At 71.9% G+C, this 16,533-nt stretch carries 15 protein-coding genes; 7 read left to right on the top strand and 8 right to left on the bottom strand.

All coding sequences use genetic code 11. From position 1 onward, the window contains the following. Nucleotides 1-300: 300 nt before the first annotated feature. A complete protein-coding gene (locus RB150_10035) occupies nt 301-1,557 on the top strand; it encodes a putative glycoside hydrolase (GenBank protein ID MDQ7820871.1) in 1,257 nt (418 codons plus the stop codon). Nucleotides 1,558-1,581: 24 nt separating this feature from the next. Here RB150_10035 and RB150_10040 read toward each other — a convergent pair whose 3' ends face one another. Continuing rightward, nucleotides 1,582-2,049: a DinB family protein gene (locus tag RB150_10040; GenBank protein ID MDQ7820872.1), complete on the bottom strand. Its 468-nt coding sequence runs from the start codon at nt 2,047-2,049 to the stop codon at nt 1,582-1,584. Nucleotides 2,050-2,420: 371 nt separating this feature from the next. On the opposite strand from RB150_10040, the gene RB150_10045 reads away from it, so the two are divergent. After that, the gene (locus RB150_10045; GenBank protein MDQ7820873.1) at nt 2,421-3,215 is read left to right on the top strand and encodes an MBL fold metallo-hydrolase; all 795 of its coding nucleotides are present in this window, start codon (nt 2,421-2,423) and stop codon (nt 3,213-3,215) included. 9 nt (nt 3,216-3,224) lie between these two features. On the opposite strand, the gene RB150_10050 is transcribed toward RB150_10045, so the two are convergent. Together RB150_10050 and RB150_10055 are read right to left on the bottom strand one after the other, a co-directional pair. Continuing rightward, nucleotides 3,225-4,145 (bottom strand): aldo/keto reductase, encoded by a 921-nt coding sequence (locus tag RB150_10050; GenBank protein ID MDQ7820874.1) that lies wholly within the window; start codon nt 4,143-4,145, stop codon nt 3,225-3,227. Nucleotides 4,146-4,211: 66 nt separating this feature from the next. Further along, nucleotides 4,212-4,676, bottom strand: coding sequence for a cupredoxin domain-containing protein (locus tag RB150_10055; GenBank protein ID MDQ7820875.1), 465 nt, complete (start codon nt 4,674-4,676; stop codon nt 4,212-4,214). 223 nt (nt 4,677-4,899) lie between these two features. Between RB150_10055 and RB150_10060 the strand changes: the two genes are divergently transcribed. Genes RB150_10060 through RB150_10075 form a run of 4 tightly spaced genes read left to right on the top strand, consistent with a single transcriptional unit; the run spans nt 4,900 to nt 10,066 of the window. Further along, nucleotides 4,900-7,239 (top strand): DEAD/DEAH box helicase, encoded by a 2,340-nt coding sequence (locus RB150_10060; GenBank protein ID MDQ7820876.1) that lies wholly within the window; start codon nt 4,900-4,902, stop codon nt 7,237-7,239. 11 nt (nt 7,240-7,250) lie between these two features. Next, on the top strand, nt 7,251-8,354 hold the full coding sequence (locus RB150_10065; GenBank protein MDQ7820877.1) for a ribonuclease H-like domain-containing protein: 1,104 nt from the start codon (nt 7,251-7,253) through the stop codon (nt 8,352-8,354). Then, nucleotides 8,351-9,673 (top strand): hypothetical protein, encoded by a 1,323-nt coding sequence (locus RB150_10070; GenBank protein MDQ7820878.1) that lies wholly within the window; start codon nt 8,351-8,353, stop codon nt 9,671-9,673. The genes RB150_10065 and RB150_10070 overlap by 4 nt, the downstream gene beginning before the upstream one ends. A 54-nt stretch (nt 9,674-9,727) precedes the next feature. Next, a complete protein-coding gene (locus RB150_10075; GenBank protein ID MDQ7820879.1) occupies nt 9,728-10,066 on the top strand; it encodes a cupin domain-containing protein in 339 nt (112 codons plus the stop codon). Here RB150_10075 and RB150_10080 read toward each other — a convergent pair. The 5 genes from RB150_10080 to RB150_10100 form a co-directional block, all read right to left on the bottom strand. Further along, entirely contained in the window at nt 10,063-10,884 is an 822-nt protein-coding gene (locus RB150_10080) for an ABC transporter ATP-binding protein (GenBank protein MDQ7820880.1), read from the bottom strand. The genes RB150_10075 and RB150_10080 overlap by 4 nt on opposite strands. Continuing rightward, on the bottom strand, nt 10,866-11,624 hold the full coding sequence (locus RB150_10085; protein ID MDQ7820881.1) for an ABC transporter permease: 759 nt from the start codon (nt 11,622-11,624) through the stop codon (nt 10,866-10,868). The genes RB150_10080 and RB150_10085 overlap by 19 nt, the downstream gene beginning before the upstream one ends. 97 nt (nt 11,625-11,721) lie before the next feature. Beyond that, nucleotides 11,722-12,699 carry an ABC transporter substrate-binding protein gene (locus RB150_10090; protein MDQ7820882.1) on the bottom strand — a complete coding sequence of 326 codons (978 nt, stop codon included), beginning with the start codon at nt 12,697-12,699 and terminating at the stop codon, nt 11,722-11,724. 39 nt (nt 12,700-12,738) lie between these two features. Next, complete coding sequence (speB, locus tag RB150_10095) at nt 12,739-13,707, bottom strand: agmatinase (protein ID MDQ7820883.1); 969 nt, start codon at nt 13,705-13,707, stop codon at nt 12,739-12,741. Nucleotides 13,708-13,720: 13 nt separating this feature from the next. After that, nucleotides 13,721-14,824, bottom strand: coding sequence for a hypothetical protein (locus tag RB150_10100; GenBank protein ID MDQ7820884.1), 1,104 nt, complete (start codon nt 14,822-14,824; stop codon nt 13,721-13,723). A gap of 88 nt (nt 14,825-14,912) precedes the next feature. Between RB150_10100 and RB150_10105 the strand changes: the two genes are divergently transcribed. Further along, the gene (locus tag RB150_10105; GenBank protein MDQ7820885.1) at nt 14,913-16,517 is read left to right on the top strand and encodes an ABC transporter substrate-binding protein; all 1,605 of its coding nucleotides are present in this window, start codon (nt 14,913-14,915) and stop codon (nt 16,515-16,517) included. Nucleotides 16,518-16,533: the final 16 nt, after the last annotated feature.

Consider the following 16,533-nt stretch of genomic DNA (forward strand, 5'->3'; position numbering starts at 1 on the left):
CGACGGCGTGGAACTGTACCAGATGCAGCTGGCCGCCATCGCCGGCACCCGCGGCTACGTGGTGACGGGGACCACGGCGGCGGCGTCGCGCCGGCTGGCCGAGGAAGCGCGCCTGCTGGTCTCCATCCTGCTGACGTTCCGGCCAGGCCGCTAGGAGCACGGCAGATGCGGCCGGACCGGAGACGGAGTCCCCACGCCGCGCCTGAGATATCCGGGTCCTCCCGGGCACCCGCACCGCGCGCGGACCGCCCCGCCCGGCGGCCCGGACCGTCCAGCGCCGTGTGGGAGGAGAGAACCTCGATGCGGGAGGTCCTGACCCGGGTCGGGGTCGCCTGCGGGCTGGCCGCCCTGATCGTGGCCCCGCAGGTCTTCTCCCCACAGCCCGCCGTCCCCGACGGCGCGCCTCCGCTGCGCTCCGATGGCGGACTCCACCGCGCCGAACGCCTCGTGCCTCCGCCGCCTGCGGCACCCGTCCCGCCCAAAGCCCCCGACGACGTGCGCGCGGTCTACCTGACCGCGTGGAGCGCCGCCACCCCCAGCCGGGTGCAGGAGGCGCTGGCCCTGATCCGATCCACCGAACTCAACGGGGTCGTCATCGACGTCAAAGACTACACCGGCCGGGTGGCGTTTGCGACCCGCAGCCCGCTGATCCAGGCCCTGGGCGCCGAGCGCCCCCTCTATGACCTGGAGGCGCTGGTGCGCCTGTTCCACGCCGAAGGCGGGTATGTGGCGGTGCGCATCGCTGCATTCCAGGACCAGCATCTGGTGCGGGTGCGGCCGGACCTGGCGGTGCGGGACGGGCGGGGGCGGATCTGGCGCGACCGCAAGGGCCTGGGGTGGGTGGACCCGGCCAGCCGGGAGGTGTGGGACTACCTGGTGGCGATCGGCCGGGCGGCGGCGCGGGCCGGCGTGGACGAGCTGAACTTTGATTACATTCGCTTTCCGTCCGACGGGGACCTGCGCTCCCTGCGGTACCCGGTGTACGACCCGGCGGCCGAGGAGCGCCGGCAGGTCCTGCGCCGGTTCTTCGGATACCTCACCTCCGCCCTGCGCCCGACCGGCGTGGTCCTGTCAGCGGATGTCTTCGGGCTGGTCACCGTGCGGCCGGACGACCTGGGCGTCGGCCAGGTTCTCGAAGACGTGCTGCCCTACTTCGACTACGTCGCGCCCATGGTCTACCCGTCCCACTACGCCCGCGGCTTCCTGGGCCTGGCCAACCCCGCGGCGCACCCCTACCAGGTGGTGCACTATTCGCTGTCGGCCGCCCAACGCCGTCGACAGGCGCTGGCCGCCGCCCTCATCCCCGACCCGCCGCAGGACCCGCCCGGGCCCGCTCTGGCCCGCATCCGCCCGTGGCTGCAGGGATTCGACCTGGGCGCCCCCTACCCGCCGGCGGTGATCCGCCGCCAGATGGACGCCGCCTCTGATGCCGGCCTGACGTGGGGGTGGTACCTGTGGAACCCCAGCAACCGCTACCTGCAGGCCACGTTCCTGCCCGAGCCGACGGCCGCCGGCCGGCCGCGGGCGGCCCGCCCGACACTTGCGCCCGACCCCTGACGCGACCCGCGCCCCGACCGACGGTCAGACGTCCCGGCCGGCGGTGGCCATCTTCGCGAACAGCCGGATCTGGCCCAGGTGGTAGGCGGTGTGCTGCACCGCCTGCAAGATCGCCCACCCGCGGGTGACCCGCCGGCGCGTGCGCCGGAACTCGATGTCGACCTCTGAGGCCAGGTCGGCGGCGCTCAGGTCCCGCAGAACCTGCTGGGCCTCCGCGTGGGCCGCCCGGAGAGCGGCCAGCAGGTCTGCCTTCACCAGACGCTCCCGGACGAACTCGCTGGCCCGGTCCCGGTGGACCGGCCGGCCGCCGGCCACCTCGACGATCCAGTAGCGCTCCGAGCCGGCGATGTGCCGTAGCAGAATCCCGATGGTGTTGGCCAGGTGCGGGTGCGCCCAGTTGACCGCGTCGTCGTCCAGGGGCTCCACGGCCGCGTAGATGTCGTCGTGCACCTGCTCCAGGACCTGCCCCAACGGCACCACCAGCGGATCCATCGCACGTCGCCTCCCGGCGCCGGACACTCTCTGCGTAAGGCTGCCACGCCCGCGCGCCGACCCCAGCCGGCGTGGCGAGGCGGCTGGCCGACGGCTCCCCGTCCTGACCGCCGGGACTGGCCCGGTGACTGTCCCCCTGCCGGTTCGGTGACAGTCCCCGCGGTCCTCCGGGGACTGTCCCCACGCAGGGGAGATTTTCGCTCCAGGGCGCGAAAGAACACCAAAGGCCCTCCGGGAGGCTCGCGGTCCCGTTCCGCCTGCCCGAAACGGGGACAGTCACCACGGGATCAGGGGGACAGTCACCGCGCGGAGACGGGGACTGTCCCCCGCCGGGAGCGGGGACTGTCCCCAGGCGGCCTGTGGAGGGAGTCGTGGTCCGCGTCACGCGCGTCGGGGAGGTCGTCCAGTTCACCATGGGCCGCCTGGTCCTGGGCCGACCGCTGTACCTGGTCGCCGCCTACTACGCGGACGGCCTGCTGGTGGACACCGGTCCGCCGGCCGTGGCGCGCGAATTCGCCCGGGCGGTGGCCGAGCTGCCGGTGCGGGCCGTCGTCCTCTCCCACGCCCACGAAGACCACGCCGGGAACAGCCCCGTCCTGGCCGGCCGGGGGCTGCGTCCGCTGGCTCACCCCCTGGCCCTGCCGCTGCTGGCCCGCCCGCCCCGCCAGTTCGTCTACCAGCGGGTCGTCTGGGGGCGGCAGCCGCCGGCAGACGCCGCGCCGGTCCCCGAGGAGGTGGCCACCCCCTCGCTGCGCTTGCGGGTCGTGCACACCCCGGGCCACAGTCCCGACCACATCTGCCTGTTCGAGGAGCGCCGGGGCTGGCTGTTCAGCGGAGACCTTTTCCTGAGCCCGTATGTCAAGGTGGCGCGCCGTGACGAGAACCCACACCAGACCATCGCGTCCCTCCGGCGGGTTCTGGAGCTACGGGTGACCACCGTGTTCTGCGCCAGCGGGAAGGTGGTGGCCGACGGGAGAGCGGCGCTGCAGCGCAAGCTGGACTTCTGGGAGCGCCTGCGCGATCAGGCCCGGGATCTGCGCCGGCAGGGGCGCACGCCCGCGGAGATTTCCCGGATGCTCCTGGGTCCGGAGGGGGCCTTCCGGCTGGTCACCTTCGGCCACTTCTCCAAACAGAATCTCATCAACGCTCTGCTCAGAGAAGAGTGACCCTCGCGCCTACGGCCAGGCCTCGTCCAGAGCCCGCACCTCCTCAGGCCGCAGGGTCCACCGGAGCACGGCGGCGTTGTCCGCCGCCTGGCGGCCGGTCTTGGCTCCGGCGATCGCTACCGCTCCTTTGGCGATGACCCACGCCAGGGCCACCTGGGCCATGCTCGCGCCGCGAGAGGTGGCGATCTCCCGCACCAGGTCCAGCACAGGCTGCGCGCGACGGAGCAGGGGCGCGTAGCGTCGGCCGCGCCAGCCGGGCGGGGGGCGGTGAGCGGAGTACGTGCCCGTCAGCACTCCCATCGCCAGCGGGCTGTAGGCCAGCACGGCAATACCCTCGCGCAGACACGTCTGCAGCAGGCCCGTCCGCAGGACGTCGCGTTCCAGCAGGTTCAGTTTGACCTGCACGCAGGCCAGCTGCAGACCCCGGCGGGCCAGCGCCGCCTGCGCCCGCCGGACCTGGTCCAGAGAGTAGTTGGAGACGCCGACGGCGCGCACCAGACCCGCCTCCACCGCGTCGGCCATGGCGTCCATCCACGTCTCAATCGCCACCGGCCCGAACGGCCAGTGCATCATGTACACGTCCACCGCCGCCATCCCCAGCCGGCGCAGGCTGCGGGCCAGCGCCAGCCGCAGCCCCCAGCGCCCGGTGCGCCAGGGAAAGGGAAAGCACTTGGTGGCCACCAGGACCTGGGCCCCCGTCTCCCGGATGCAGGCCCCGAGCAACCTCTCGGCGCGGCCCATTCCGTAGACTTCGGCGGTGTCCACCAGGCTGACACCTGCGGCGATGCTGGCCCGGAAGGCTTCCCGCAGGTCCGGGTCGGCGTAGCCCCGACCGTATCCCCACACGAACCGGTCGCCCCACTGCCAGGTGCCCAGGGCCAGGGGGGCGACCGGATTTCCGGCCAGCAGGACGGGAGGGGGACCGTTCATGCAGACAACAGGGCGGCGCGCCGCCCGGCCCGGAGGGTCGGGCGGCGCGCCCCCACTGGAGCCCCGCTACTTGACCACCAGGGTTCCCTTCATGCCCGCCTCGTAGTGTCCTTCCACGTGGCAGCCGATCTCAAAGGTCCCCTTTTTGGTCGGGGTAAACACCACGGTGGCCGTCCGGTTGGGCTGCACCTCCACCTCAAACAGGTTGGTCCCCGCGACGGCACCCTGTTTGGCAAATTCCACCTCCACCTCGCCGAGCCCCTGGAAGTAGGTGTTGGCCATGGCGTACTCGTCCCAGTCGTCCACCGCTTGGGCCGGACGGCCGTACACCATGAATTCATGCTCCACGGTGCCCTTGTTGACCAGCGTGACCACGGCCGGAACCCCTGCCTGCAGGGTGACCGTCGCCGGGGTGAACTTGAACTCGGTCAGCGTCACCGTCACCTTCTGCTGCTTGGGCGCGGCCGCGGCCGGACCCAGGGCGACCCCCATCGCAACCGCCGCCGCCACCAGCGTTCCACACCTCCGCATGTCCCCCACCTCCGCAGTCGGCGTTGTCGCATAGGGTTTTGGCGTATCCAACAGAACTCCTCCGCCAGTCCCATGGGAAGCGTCTGCGCCCGCGTCGCCGGCCAGTTTCCCGTGCCGGCAGGAAAGACCACCGCGTCTGGCGAACACCTGTTCGCACGCGTGAGGGGGCCTGGAGGTATCCGCTCACCTCACACGCGAGAACACGCCACCGGAGTCTGACGCCATGACCCTGCCTCAGATCCTCGAACGGCTGCGCGCTGACCCCCAGACCGCGTCCCGGATTGCCGCCTGGCGGGTCCTCCCCCCGCGGCCTGCGCGGATGGTCCCCTGTCCCGACGACCTGCCGCCGGTGCTGACGGCCGCCCTGCGGCGGCGCGGGATCACCGGCCTGTACTCCCATCAGGCCGACGCGTTCCGGGCTGTCCGGTCCGGCCAGGACGTGGTGGTGGTCACCCCCACCGCCAGCGGCAAGACCCTGTGCTACAACCTTCCGGTCCTGGCCCGCCTGCTGGAAGAACCGTCTGCCCGGGCCCTGTACCTGTTCCCCACCAAGGCGCTGTCGGCGGACCAGGTGGACGAATTGCAGGGGCTGGTGGCCGATCTGGGCGCGGACATCAGGACCTTCACCTACGACGGCGACACCCCCGCCGCATCGCGTCGCGCCATCCGGGCCGCGGGCCACATCGTGGTCACCAACCCCGACATGCTGCACACCGCCATCCTCCCCCACCACACCACGTGGCTGCGCCTGTTCGAGAACCTCCGCTACGTGGTGGTGGACGAGATGCACCAGTACCGGGGGGTGTTCGGCAGCCATGTGGCCAACGTGCTGCGGCGGCTGCAGCGCATCTGCCGCTTCTACGGCAGCGCGCCGCAGTTCATCGGCGCCAGCGCCACCATCGGCAATCCGGGCGAGCACGCGGAGCGCCTGATCGGCCGTCCGGTCACCCTCATCGACCGCAGCGGGGCGCCGGCCGGAGAGAAGGTTGTCGTCTTCCTCAATCCGCCCCTGGTCCACCGCGGGCTGGGCATCCGCCGGGACACCCTGCTGGAGGTCCGGGACCTGGCCGCCGACCTGCTGCGCCACGGGGTCCCCACCATCGTCTTCGCCCGCAGCCGCCTGGCCGCCGAGCTGCTGACCACCTACCTCAAGGACGCGGCCGCCCGCGCCGGCATCGACCCGGAGGCGGTCCGCGGGTACCGGGCCGGCTATCTGCCCTCCGAGCGCCGGGCCATCGAGCGGGGCCTGCGGGAGGGGACGGTGCGGGCGGTGGCCGCCACCACCGCCCTGGAGCTGGGCATCGACATCGGCCAGCTGCAGGTGGCCGTGCTGGCCGGGTATCCGGGGACCATCGCGTCCACCTGGCAGCAGATGGGCCGCGCCGGCCGCACCACCGACCTGTCGGCGGCCGTCTTCGTGGCCACCGGCGACCCCTTGGACCAGTACCTGATGGCGCACCCCGAGTACTTCTTCGGCCGCTCGCCCGAGAGCGCCCTCATCCACCCCGACAACCTGCTGATCCTGACCGCCCACCTGCGCTGCGCGGCCTTCGAGCTGCCCCTGGCCGCCGACGAGCCTTTCGGCGCTTCGGTGCCGGTGGACATCCTCCGCCATCTGGAATCCCAGGGCATCGTCCACCACGACGGCGAGCGCTGGCACTATGTGGCCGACCGGTTTCCGGCCCAGGACGTCAGCCTGCGGTCGGCGTCCACCGAGAATGTGGTGATCATCGACGCGACGGATCCATCTCCCCGGGTGGTGGGGGAGGTGGACCTGCCCTCCGCCCCCTCCCTGGTCCACGAGCACGCCATCTACCTCCACCTGGGCCAGCAGTACCACGTGGACCGGCTGGACTGGGACCAGCGCAAGGCCTACGTGCGCCGGGTGAACGTGGACTACTACACCGATGCCGAGATCGCCGTGGGCATCGACGTCCTGTCCGAGGACGGCGCCGCCCCCGGCCCCCTGCCCCGCGCCCACGGCGACGTGGAGGTGACGTTCCGCCCCACCATCTTCAAGAAGCTCACCCTCCACACCCACGAGAACGTGGGGTGGGGGACGATCAACCTGCCGGACACCACCATGCACACCACCGCCGCCTGGTGGACGCTGGGCCCCCAGGTCCTGGCGAGCCTGCCGGGGCCGCGCGCCGCCGGGCCGGACGGCCCCGCCCCGGGCGAGCGCCTGCAGGGGGCCCTGGCCGCCCTGGCCCACGCCCTGCACAACGTCGCCCCGCTGTTCGTGATGTGCGACCCCCGGGACCTGGGCCGTGTCTACGAGGTGCGGTCGCCCCACACCGGCCGGCCGACCATCTACCTGTACGAACGGGCTCCCGGAGGGGTGGGACTGGCCGAGCGCCTGTTCCGTCTCCACGACGACCTGCTGCAGGCGGCGGCCGACCTGGTCGCCGCCTGTCCGTGCGCGGACGGGTGTCCCAGCTGCGTGGGGCCGGTCCTGGAAGCCGGCGCGGCGGGCAAGGCCGACTGCCTGACCATCCTCCGGTGCGCCCTCTCGCCCTCTCCGGCGGCCGCCTCCGGAGGGCGGACCAGCGATCCCGCGTGAGGTCGAGGACCGTGGCGGGCGTGGACGTGCGCACCCATCTGTGGCCGGCCGACCGCGTGCACGGACTGCGGCCCCTGGGAGAGGCCGTGGCCCGCGGGCGGGCCGCAGGACCCCCGGGGAGCTCGGTGGCCTGGCTGGACACCGAGACCACCGGCCTGGCGGGCGGTACGGGCACCTACGTGTTCCTGGTGGGCCTGGCCCGGGTGACCGAGCGCGGACTGCTGCTGACCCAGTTCATCCTGCGGGACCTGGCCGCCGAACAGGACATGCTCGCCGCCGTGGAGGATGAGCTGCGCCGCGCCGACGCCCTGGTGACCTTCAATGGGTCCCGGTTCGACCTCCCGTTGCTGCGCACCCGCTACCTGATGTGCCGTCTGCGCCCCGCCCCCGCACCGGCGGCGCACCTGGACCTGATGACCCTGGCCCGCCGTCTGTGGCACCGCCGCCTGGGGGGCTACAGCCTGCCCCTGCTGGAACAGGCTGTCCTCCGGGTGGACCGGCCTGTGGACGTGCCGGGGTGGATGATCCCCTCGCTGTACGTCCGCTACCTGCAGACCGGCGACGACGCCCTGCTCGAACCGGTGATCGCCCACAACGCCTGGGACATCCTCTCCCTGGTGGCCCTCCACGGCGTCGCCGGCGACATCCTGGTCGATCCCCGCCGCGCGCCCGCCGACGTGGACCGGGTCGGGCTGGCCCGGCTGCTGGAGGACAGCGGGCGATCCGATGCCGCCGCCGAGTGCTGCCGGGCGGCGCTGGAGGCCGAACGCGACCCGGCGGCGCGGATGCGCGCCGTGTGGGCTCTGGCGCGGCACCATCGGCGCCGTGGCCACGTGGACGACCTGCGGGACCTGTGGGAGCGCGAGCTGCAGGTCGGACTCCTGCCCCGCTGGATGGTCCTGGAGCGCCTGGCGATGCTGTGGGAGTGGGAGCTGCGGGACCCGGCGCGGGCGCTTGCCTACGCCCGGCGGGCCGCCGCCTGTTCCGACGTCCCGCGTCCGCGGCTGGTGCAGAGGACCCGGAGGCTGGAAGCCAAGGTGACCCGCGCCGCCGTGGGGGCGGGCGCCGCCCGTCCGCCGGTGAGGAGTGTCCTGACGGCGGCGCCGGGAGCGTGATCGCCGTCGTGGCGTTTGCCGCGCCCTTCGTGGGCAGCGTCGAGGCCAACCGGACCGTCAAGGACGAGCTGACCGCCGCCCTCCGCCGACCGTCCGCCCGCCGGCGGATCTCGGTGACGGACCTGGTGAACCCCCGCCAGGCCTTCTTCCGGTGGACGCGGCCGGACATCCAGCCTTCGCCGGACCGCCGGCAGAGCCTGCTGGCCGGCACCGGCTTTCACAGCCAGTTCGGGGCAGCAATCTCCACCGAGGAGTTCGTCGAGCAGTTCGTGGAGTTCGAGGGCATCGTGGGCAAGATCGACATCTATGAGGACATGCCGCTGGAGCTCAAGACCACCGCGGTCGTCCCGGAAGGCGCCGAGGCCGCGCGCCCGACCTACGTCGACCAGCTGGCGATGTACTGCGCCATGGTGGGCGTGCCCCGGGGCCGCCTGGTCGTGTACGGCCGCGGAGGCCCCCCGCAACCCGTGCGGCTGCGCGCGTTCGCCGTGGAGTTCGCCGACCTGGACGGGATCCGCGCCGAGATGCGCCGCCGCCGAGACGCCCTCGCCCGCGCGCTGGAGTCGGGCAGCCCCGGAGACCTCCCGCGCTGCGAGTGGTTCGGCCGCGGCTGTGACTACCACGACATCTGCGGCTGCGAGGCCGCCCCGCCTCTGGAGCGCGTCGTCGCGCCGGGATCTGTCGCCCTGCAGCCGGATCCCGCCCTGGAATCCGCCCTCACGGCCCGGGTGCGGGCCGCCCCCGCGCCCGCCGGCCTGCGCCTCACCGATCTGGTCTTCCCGCGGCGGTCGGCGTACGCCCGCCTCAGTCCCGCCGAAGGTGACGCGATCGACGACGCGGAGGCCCGCCTGCAGGACATGGCCCGGCGGGGGTTCCGGGACGCCCTGTACGACACACTGCGCTTCGGCGTGCCCGGCGCCTTCCGGACCGTCCCCGTCCGCCTGCGGTCGCTGGCCGACCGGGTGGACACCTACCACGGGATCCCCACGTTGTTGCGGGTCTCCTCCCGGTTCGAGATGGTGGAACGCCGCCGGATCCCCCACGCCCTGGGACATCACGTGGACCGCCTGGCGTTCGCGTGCGCGCTGCTGCAGGCCGAGATGGGGCGGCTGATCGTGTACTACGAGCGGCTGGGCGACAAGTTCATGGTCTACGACCTGCAGTTCCGCGACCTGCCCCAGATCCGTGCCGAGGCCGACCGACGGCTGGCACTGCTGGAGGCCGGCGCGCCGCCTGACCAGCTGCCCCCCTGCCCCACGTGGATGGTCCAGTTCTGCCGGTTCGCCCCCGGGTGCGGGTGCGGTGGCGTGCCCGCCTGACGACCCAGGAGTTCCGGCCCCGGACGCCCAACTCCCGCAGGGGAGGGATCGGCCGTGGAGATCTTCCGCCCGGAGGACGTGCCCGCCGAGCAGCCGCCTGACATGCCGGGAGTCCGCGTCCGCTGGGTCATCGACCGGCGGCGGGGCGCGCAGACGTTTGCCATGCGCATCTTCGAACTGGACCCCGGCGCAGCCACGCCCCTGCACGAGCACTGGTACGAGCAGGAGATGTACCTGCTGGAGGGCGAGGGCGTGATGGTGGGGCCCGAGGGCGAACACCCCGTGCGGCCGGGAGTGGTGATGTGGGTGCCGCCGTACGAGCGCCACCAGATCCGCAACACCGGGACCGCGCCGCTGAAGTTCATCTGCTGCGTGCCCCAGAAGCAGCCCTAGCCTCGCTCCCCATCTGCCGCCGCCAGCGCCTTCAGGCTCTCCTCCCGGACGGCCTGGTGGACCTCCCGGCGCAGGCGCAGGAACGCGGGCGAGTCGAATACCTCCACGGTGCGGGGTCGGGGCAGATCGACGGGGAGCTCGACCTTGATGCGCCCCGGGCGGGCGGTCATCACGTACACCCGGTCGGCCAGCAGGATGGCCTCCTCGATGTCGTGGGTGACGAACAGGACCGTGGTGCGGGTCTGCTCCCACACCCGCAGCAGCAGCTCCTGCATCAGCGCCCGGGTCTGGGCGTCCAGGGCTCCAAACGGCTCGTCCATCAGCAGGACCTCGGGCTCGTTGGCCAGCGCCCGGGCCAGAGCCACCCGCTGCATCATTCCTCCGGACAGCTCCTTGGGGTAGGCGTGCTCGAACCCCGCCAGCCCCACCAGGGCGATATACCGGCGGGCAATCTCCGCGCACCGCTCCGCCGGCACCCCCCGCAGCCGGGGGCCGAACTCCACGTTGCCCTGGACCGTCAGCCAGGGGAACAGCGTGTAGGACTGGAACACCATACCCCGGTCGGCGCCGGGGCCGGCCACCGGCACCCCGTCCAGCAGGACCCGCCCCGCCGTGGGCCTGATCAGGCCGGCCACCGCCCGCAGGACCGTGGACTTGCCGCAGCCCGACGGTCCCACCAGGCAGACGAACTCCCGGTCCCGCGCCACCAGCCGGAGATCCTCCACGGCCGTGACCTGTCCTCCCCGGCGGCGGGTGAAGACGATCCGCAGGTCCTCCAGGGAAAGCTTGGCGGGGGCGGTCAGATCCGCGGCGACCACGGCAACAGCACCCGGTGCAACCACTTGAACAGCATGTCAAACCCCAGCCCCAGCAGGCCGATGACCAGCAGCCCGACGAAGATCCGGTCGGTGTTCAATCCCCGCATGGCGTCCAGAATCAGGTACCCCAGGCCGCGGTCGGCGGAGACCAGCTCGGCCACGATCAGGTAGGTCCACGCCCACCCCATGGTGATCCGCAGGTTGTCCATCACGCCGGGCAGGGTGGCCGGCACCAGGACCCGGGTGAACACGGTCCGCCGCCCGGCGCCCAGGGTGTAGGCGCTGTCCAGCAGGTCCTTGCTGACGGTGGCCGAGACGTCGGCCACCAGCAGCACCAGCTGGAAAAACGTCCCGATGAAGATGACGGCCACCTTCTCCGCCGTGCCGATCCCGATGTACAGGATCAGCAGCGGGATCATGGCGCTCACCGGCAGGTAGCGCACGAAGTCCACCAGCGGCTCCACCACCGCCTCCACCATCTTGAGGGTGCCCATGAGGATGCCCAGGGGCACCGCCACCGCCGCGGCCAGCGCCCACCCGGTGACGATCACCAGGAGGCTGGCCCGGGTGTGCACCCACAGACTGCCCTCGCGCAGCAGGGACAGGGCCGACCGCACCACGTCCGACGGCGACGGCAAGAACAGCGGCGGCACCACCCCACCGTAGGTCAGGACGGCCCACGCCGCCGCCAGGGTGGCGGCCGACAGCAGCACGCCGCCGAGGTAGGCGCGCCGGGCCACCGGCTCGTGGGGACGCAGGGCGTCGCTCAGGACAGAACGGATGCGGTTCCGCGGCCGGGTGGGCCGCGGAACCGCGTCGGGGGTGGTCGGGGATCGCCTAGCGGGCAATGAACGACCCGTCCACGATGTCCCGGGCCCGCAGCCCCGGTACCTGCACCTTGCCCTGGGCCGCCCAGAAGTCGATGGCGAACTGGGCGGTCTTGTAGATGCCCCCGCCCGGGGCGAAGAAGGCCCGGTTCAGCTCGTAGTCGTAGTAGCGGATGCCCGTGAGAGTCTCGGCAAACACCTGGGGATCCTTCAGCCAGCCGCCCACCGCCTGGGCCATGATCCGGTTGCTCTCCTGGGGGTGTGTCTTCCAGTACTCCACCGCCCGGTGCCAGGCGCGGACCACGTTGCGCACCTCCACCTCTCTCCGCCGCAGCACATCCTTGCGGAACACCAGCACGTCGACGATCAGTCCGGGCGTGGCGCTGCTGTCCACCAGCAGGTGACCATGGGGCGCCTGCTTGCCGCGGGTCAGCCAGGGCTCCCAGGTCACCGCCGCGTCCACCTTGCCGGCCACAAATGCCGCCCCGGCGTCGCCGGCGGTCATGTTGACGGGCACGATGTCCCGGAACGTCAGGCCGTTCCGCTGCAGGAGGAACCCCAGGAAGAAGTGGCTCACCGAGCCTTCGCCGAACGCCACCGTCTTGCCCTTGAGATCGCGGACGGTGCGGATCTCCCTGCGGGCCACGATGCCGTCGCCGCCCTTGCTGTCGTCAAACGCCATCACCGCCGCCACCTGGAAGTCGGGCCGCACCCGCAGGACCACCGTGTCGATGGTGGTCATCAGGCCGTCGATCTTGCCGGCGGCCAGCGCCACGTAACGCGTCTTGGTATCCTCCATCAGGACAAAGTCCACATTCACGCCCAGATCGGCCAGCATGCCCTTGCGGTCCGCCAGGAACAGCGGGCCGTAGCCCACCCACACGGGATAGCCGATGCGCAGAGCCTGCTGGGCCGGCGCCGGACCGGGTCGGACCAGCAGTGCCACCGCCAGCGCCGCGGTCCCCACCACTGCCGCCCATCGCCTCATGGCTTCACCACCTCTGTCTGTGCGGGATACATGTACCGATTACCCCCCGCCGGCGGGGACTCCTGTCGACCGCCCCTGGCGGGTGACCGCCAGGGCGGAGATCACCTCGAACAGGACCGCCGCGGCCAGGATAGAGGTGATGCCGGCGTGGTCGTAGGGCGGGGACACCTCCACCAGGTCGGCGCCCACCAGATCCAGCCCGGCCAGCGCCCGCACGACCTCCAGGGCCTCGCGGCTTGAGAGCCCTCCGGGCTCGGGCGTGCCGGTCCCCGGCGCGAACGCCGGATCCACCCCGTCGATGTCGAACGACAGGTACACGGGACCGCCCCGCAGGGTCTCCATCAGCTCCAGGACCGGTTTCAGTCCCTCCCGCTGCACCTGCACCGCCGTCACCCACCGGATACCGTGGGCACGCGCGAAGGCGAAGTCGTCCTCTCCGTACACCGGCCCGCGGATGCCCACCTGCACCACGCGCCGGGTGTCCAGCAGACCCTCTTCCGCCGCCCGGCGGAACGGGGTGCCGTGGAAGTAGCGGTGACCGAAGTACTCCTCCCACATGTCCTGGTGGGCATCCACGTGGACCATCCCCACCGGGCCGTGGCGGCGGGCCACCGCCCGCAGGATCGGCAGGGACAGGGAGTGATCTCCCCCTATGCACACCGGCACCGCGCCGGCTGACAGGATCCGCTCCACTGCGTCTTCCACGCGGGCGAAGGTCTGCTCGATACCCAGCGGGTCCACATCCACATCGCCCACGTCGGCCACCCTCAGCACCGCAAAGGGATTCACGCCCTGGGCGGGGTTGTAGGGGCGGACCAGGACGCTGTGCTGGCGGATGTCCCGGGGGGCAAACCGCGGGCCCGGACGGTAGGAGACCGCGCCGTCATAGGGAATGCCCAGCAGCGCCACGTCCAGCCCGCCGGGATCGCTGACGTGCGGCAGCCGCATGAACGTGGCCACCTGGGCAAAACGTGGCGACCGGAACGCGTCCCGCGGTCGGAACTCCACCGGTATCCCCCTTTCAGCGGCGGCCCACGAGCACCGACAGGTCCTCCGCCCGCACCTGTGCGCCCACGGTCCAGACGGCCCACGGCCGGGACGCCTGTCCCGCCCGCCACGGAAAGACGCTGGGGTGGTCGCCCGTCCCCAGCCGCGCCGCAGGTCGCCAGCCCCGGCTGCGGACCCGCAGCCAGACTGCCTGACCGTCCGACCACGCCACGAACACCGACGCGCCCACAACGCCCACCGCCGGGCGGCGCCCCCTGGGGGCGATCCGGACCACCCGATCCCATCGCCCGGACCGGCCGGACCGGTACCAGATGCCGTCCCGGTGCTCCCACACCACGTGCACCGTCCCCGCTCCATCGACCGCGAGGGCGGGCCGGGTGGACGGCGCCTCGCCGTCGGTCAGGTACCCGGGCGGAGTCCACGCGCCGTCCTGCGCGCGCATCCGGTAGACCACCTGGTAGGCCCGCCCGTCGGACTGAAACCACACCACGTGCACACGTCCGGCGGCGTCGACGGCCAGGGCGGGGTTGAGGCTGTCGGGCACGCCGGGGGAGAGGACCTCGGGAACCGTCCACGCGCCGCCTCGCAGCTGGGTGTAGAAGATTTCGTAGATCCCGCCGTGGGCCACCGGCCGGCCGCCTGCGGACTGGCGGATGCCGTACCACGCCAGGTGCACCCGCCCGGTGGAGTCAACGTCCAGAGAGGGATACCCGGCGTAGGCCCCGGAGGGGGAGACGGCGGCCGGAGGCGTCCATGCCCCCGCCGCCCGGCGCCGGTAGTGGACGCGCCCCAGCGAGCCGGTGAACTCCGTCCACGCCACGTGCAGACCGCCGCCCGGGCCTGTGACCAGGGTGGACAGGGTAGCCGGACCTGGCCCCTCGCTCACCCGCAGCACGGTGCGCCGGGAGCCGTCGGGACCCACCTCGTCCAGCAGGACCGCCGGGACTCCCGACACCGCCGCCGTGTAGGTGATCAGGACCTGTTCGGCCGCCACGACCTTGCGCTGGCTGTTGGCCTCGGTGGGCGCGTAGCCCACGCGGACCGGCTGGGTCAATCCCCACTCGACCAGAAGCGCCCCCGCCAGCAGGGTCGCGCATCCCACAACCCACCGCCTCATCGGCCGCCTCCGCCTCCGCGAGTTCTCCGCCGGCAGGGTTTCTCCCGCCGCCGCACGAAATCGCGTCACTAACCCGGAGGTGAGCACCGTGCGGACGCGAGTTCTCCCGACTGTAGGCATCGTCCTGCTGGGCCTGGCCCTGGCCGCCGCCGTCCCTGTGGCGGGGGTCTCCCAGCCCCGGGAGGTGACCTTCACCTACATCGAGCAGCAGATCGTCACCTCCATCGACCCCCAGGGCGCGGTGGACGAGAGCAGCCTGCACGCGGCCATCAACATGTACGACCCGCTGGTGTACCCCAACGTGGAGCAGGGGACCATGGCGCCCCGGCCTCACGTGGCCGAGTCCTGGACCGTATCCCCTGACGGCCGGCGGTACACCTTCCGCCTGCGCCGGGGCATCAAGTTCCACAGCGGGCGGGAGCTGACCGCCGAGGACGTGGCCTGGAGCATGGACCGGCTGCTGCGGATCAAGAAGGGCTTTTACTGGGTGTTCGCGCCGGTCCTGGAGCCGGGGTCCACCCGGGCCGTGGACCGCTACACGGTCCGTTTTGACCTCAAAGAACCCTACGCCCCGTTCCTGGGCGCCCTGGAGCTGTTCTTCATCATGGACAAGGACCTGATCATGGCCAACCTGCGCCCGGGGCCGTTCGGGGAGTTCGGCGACTACGGGGCGGCGTTGCTGGAGCGCCAGGACGCGGGCTCGGGTCCCTACCGCATGGAACGGTGGGACCGGGCCACCGAGCTGGTCCTGGCGGCGTTCCCCGACTACTGGCGGGGATGGAAGCCCGGGCAGGTCACCCGCGTGTCCTACAAGATCGTGGTGGAGGAGGCCACCGTCAAGACCCTGCTGCGGTCCGGGCAGGCGGACATGGTCAACCAGTGGCTGTCGCCGCCCAGCTTCGCGGAACTGAAGGGCACGCCCGGCATCGTGGTCAAGGAAGATCCCACCGTCCAGCTGTTCCACCTGCAGATGAACACCAAGAAACCGCCCCTGGACAACGTGAAGATCCGCCAGGCCATCTCCTACGCCTTTGACTACGACAAGGCCATCCAGCAGATCTTCCTGGGCGCCACCCGGGCCCGGGGGCCGGTGCCGGTGCGCACGCCGGGGTGGAACCCGGCGGTGCCGGTGTACACCCGCAACGTGGCCCGCGCGCGCCAGCTGCTGGCCGAGGCCGGGGTGCGGCCCGGCCAGCTCACCCTGGAGTACGTGTGGGTCACCTCGGTGCCCATGGAGCGCCTCATCGGCCTGCTGCTGCAGAGCAACCTGGAGGAGATCGGGATCAGGCTGGACATCGTGGGCGAGCTGTGGGCGCGGGTGGTCGAACGGGCCACCAAGGCCGAGACCACCCCGCACATCACCGCCATCTTTGACACCCTCAAGTACCCCCACGTGGACAGCCACACCTACGGCATGTACCACCCCAGCTGCTGGGGGACGTTCCGGTGCATGTCGTGGTACGAGAACCCGGAGGTGACCCGAGTCCTGGAGGCGGCCCGCCGGGCGGTGGACTCCGCCCAGCAGACGCGGATGTACCAGGAAGCCCAGGTGCTGATCGTGCGGGATGCGCCCAGCATCTACGTGGCCAACCCGCTGCACCGCATCGCCTTCCGGGACTACGTGAAGGGCTACCGCTACGTAGGGCTGCTGGGCTTTGACGTGAACTTCTGGGACTTCACCATCGCCCGCTAGACCGATCGGGCCTGTC

The organism is Armatimonadota bacterium, assembly GCA_031081675.1.
Classification (GTDB): Bacteria; Sysuimicrobiota; Sysuimicrobiia; order Sysuimicrobiales; family Kaftiobacteriaceae; genus Calidihabitans; species Calidihabitans tengchongensis.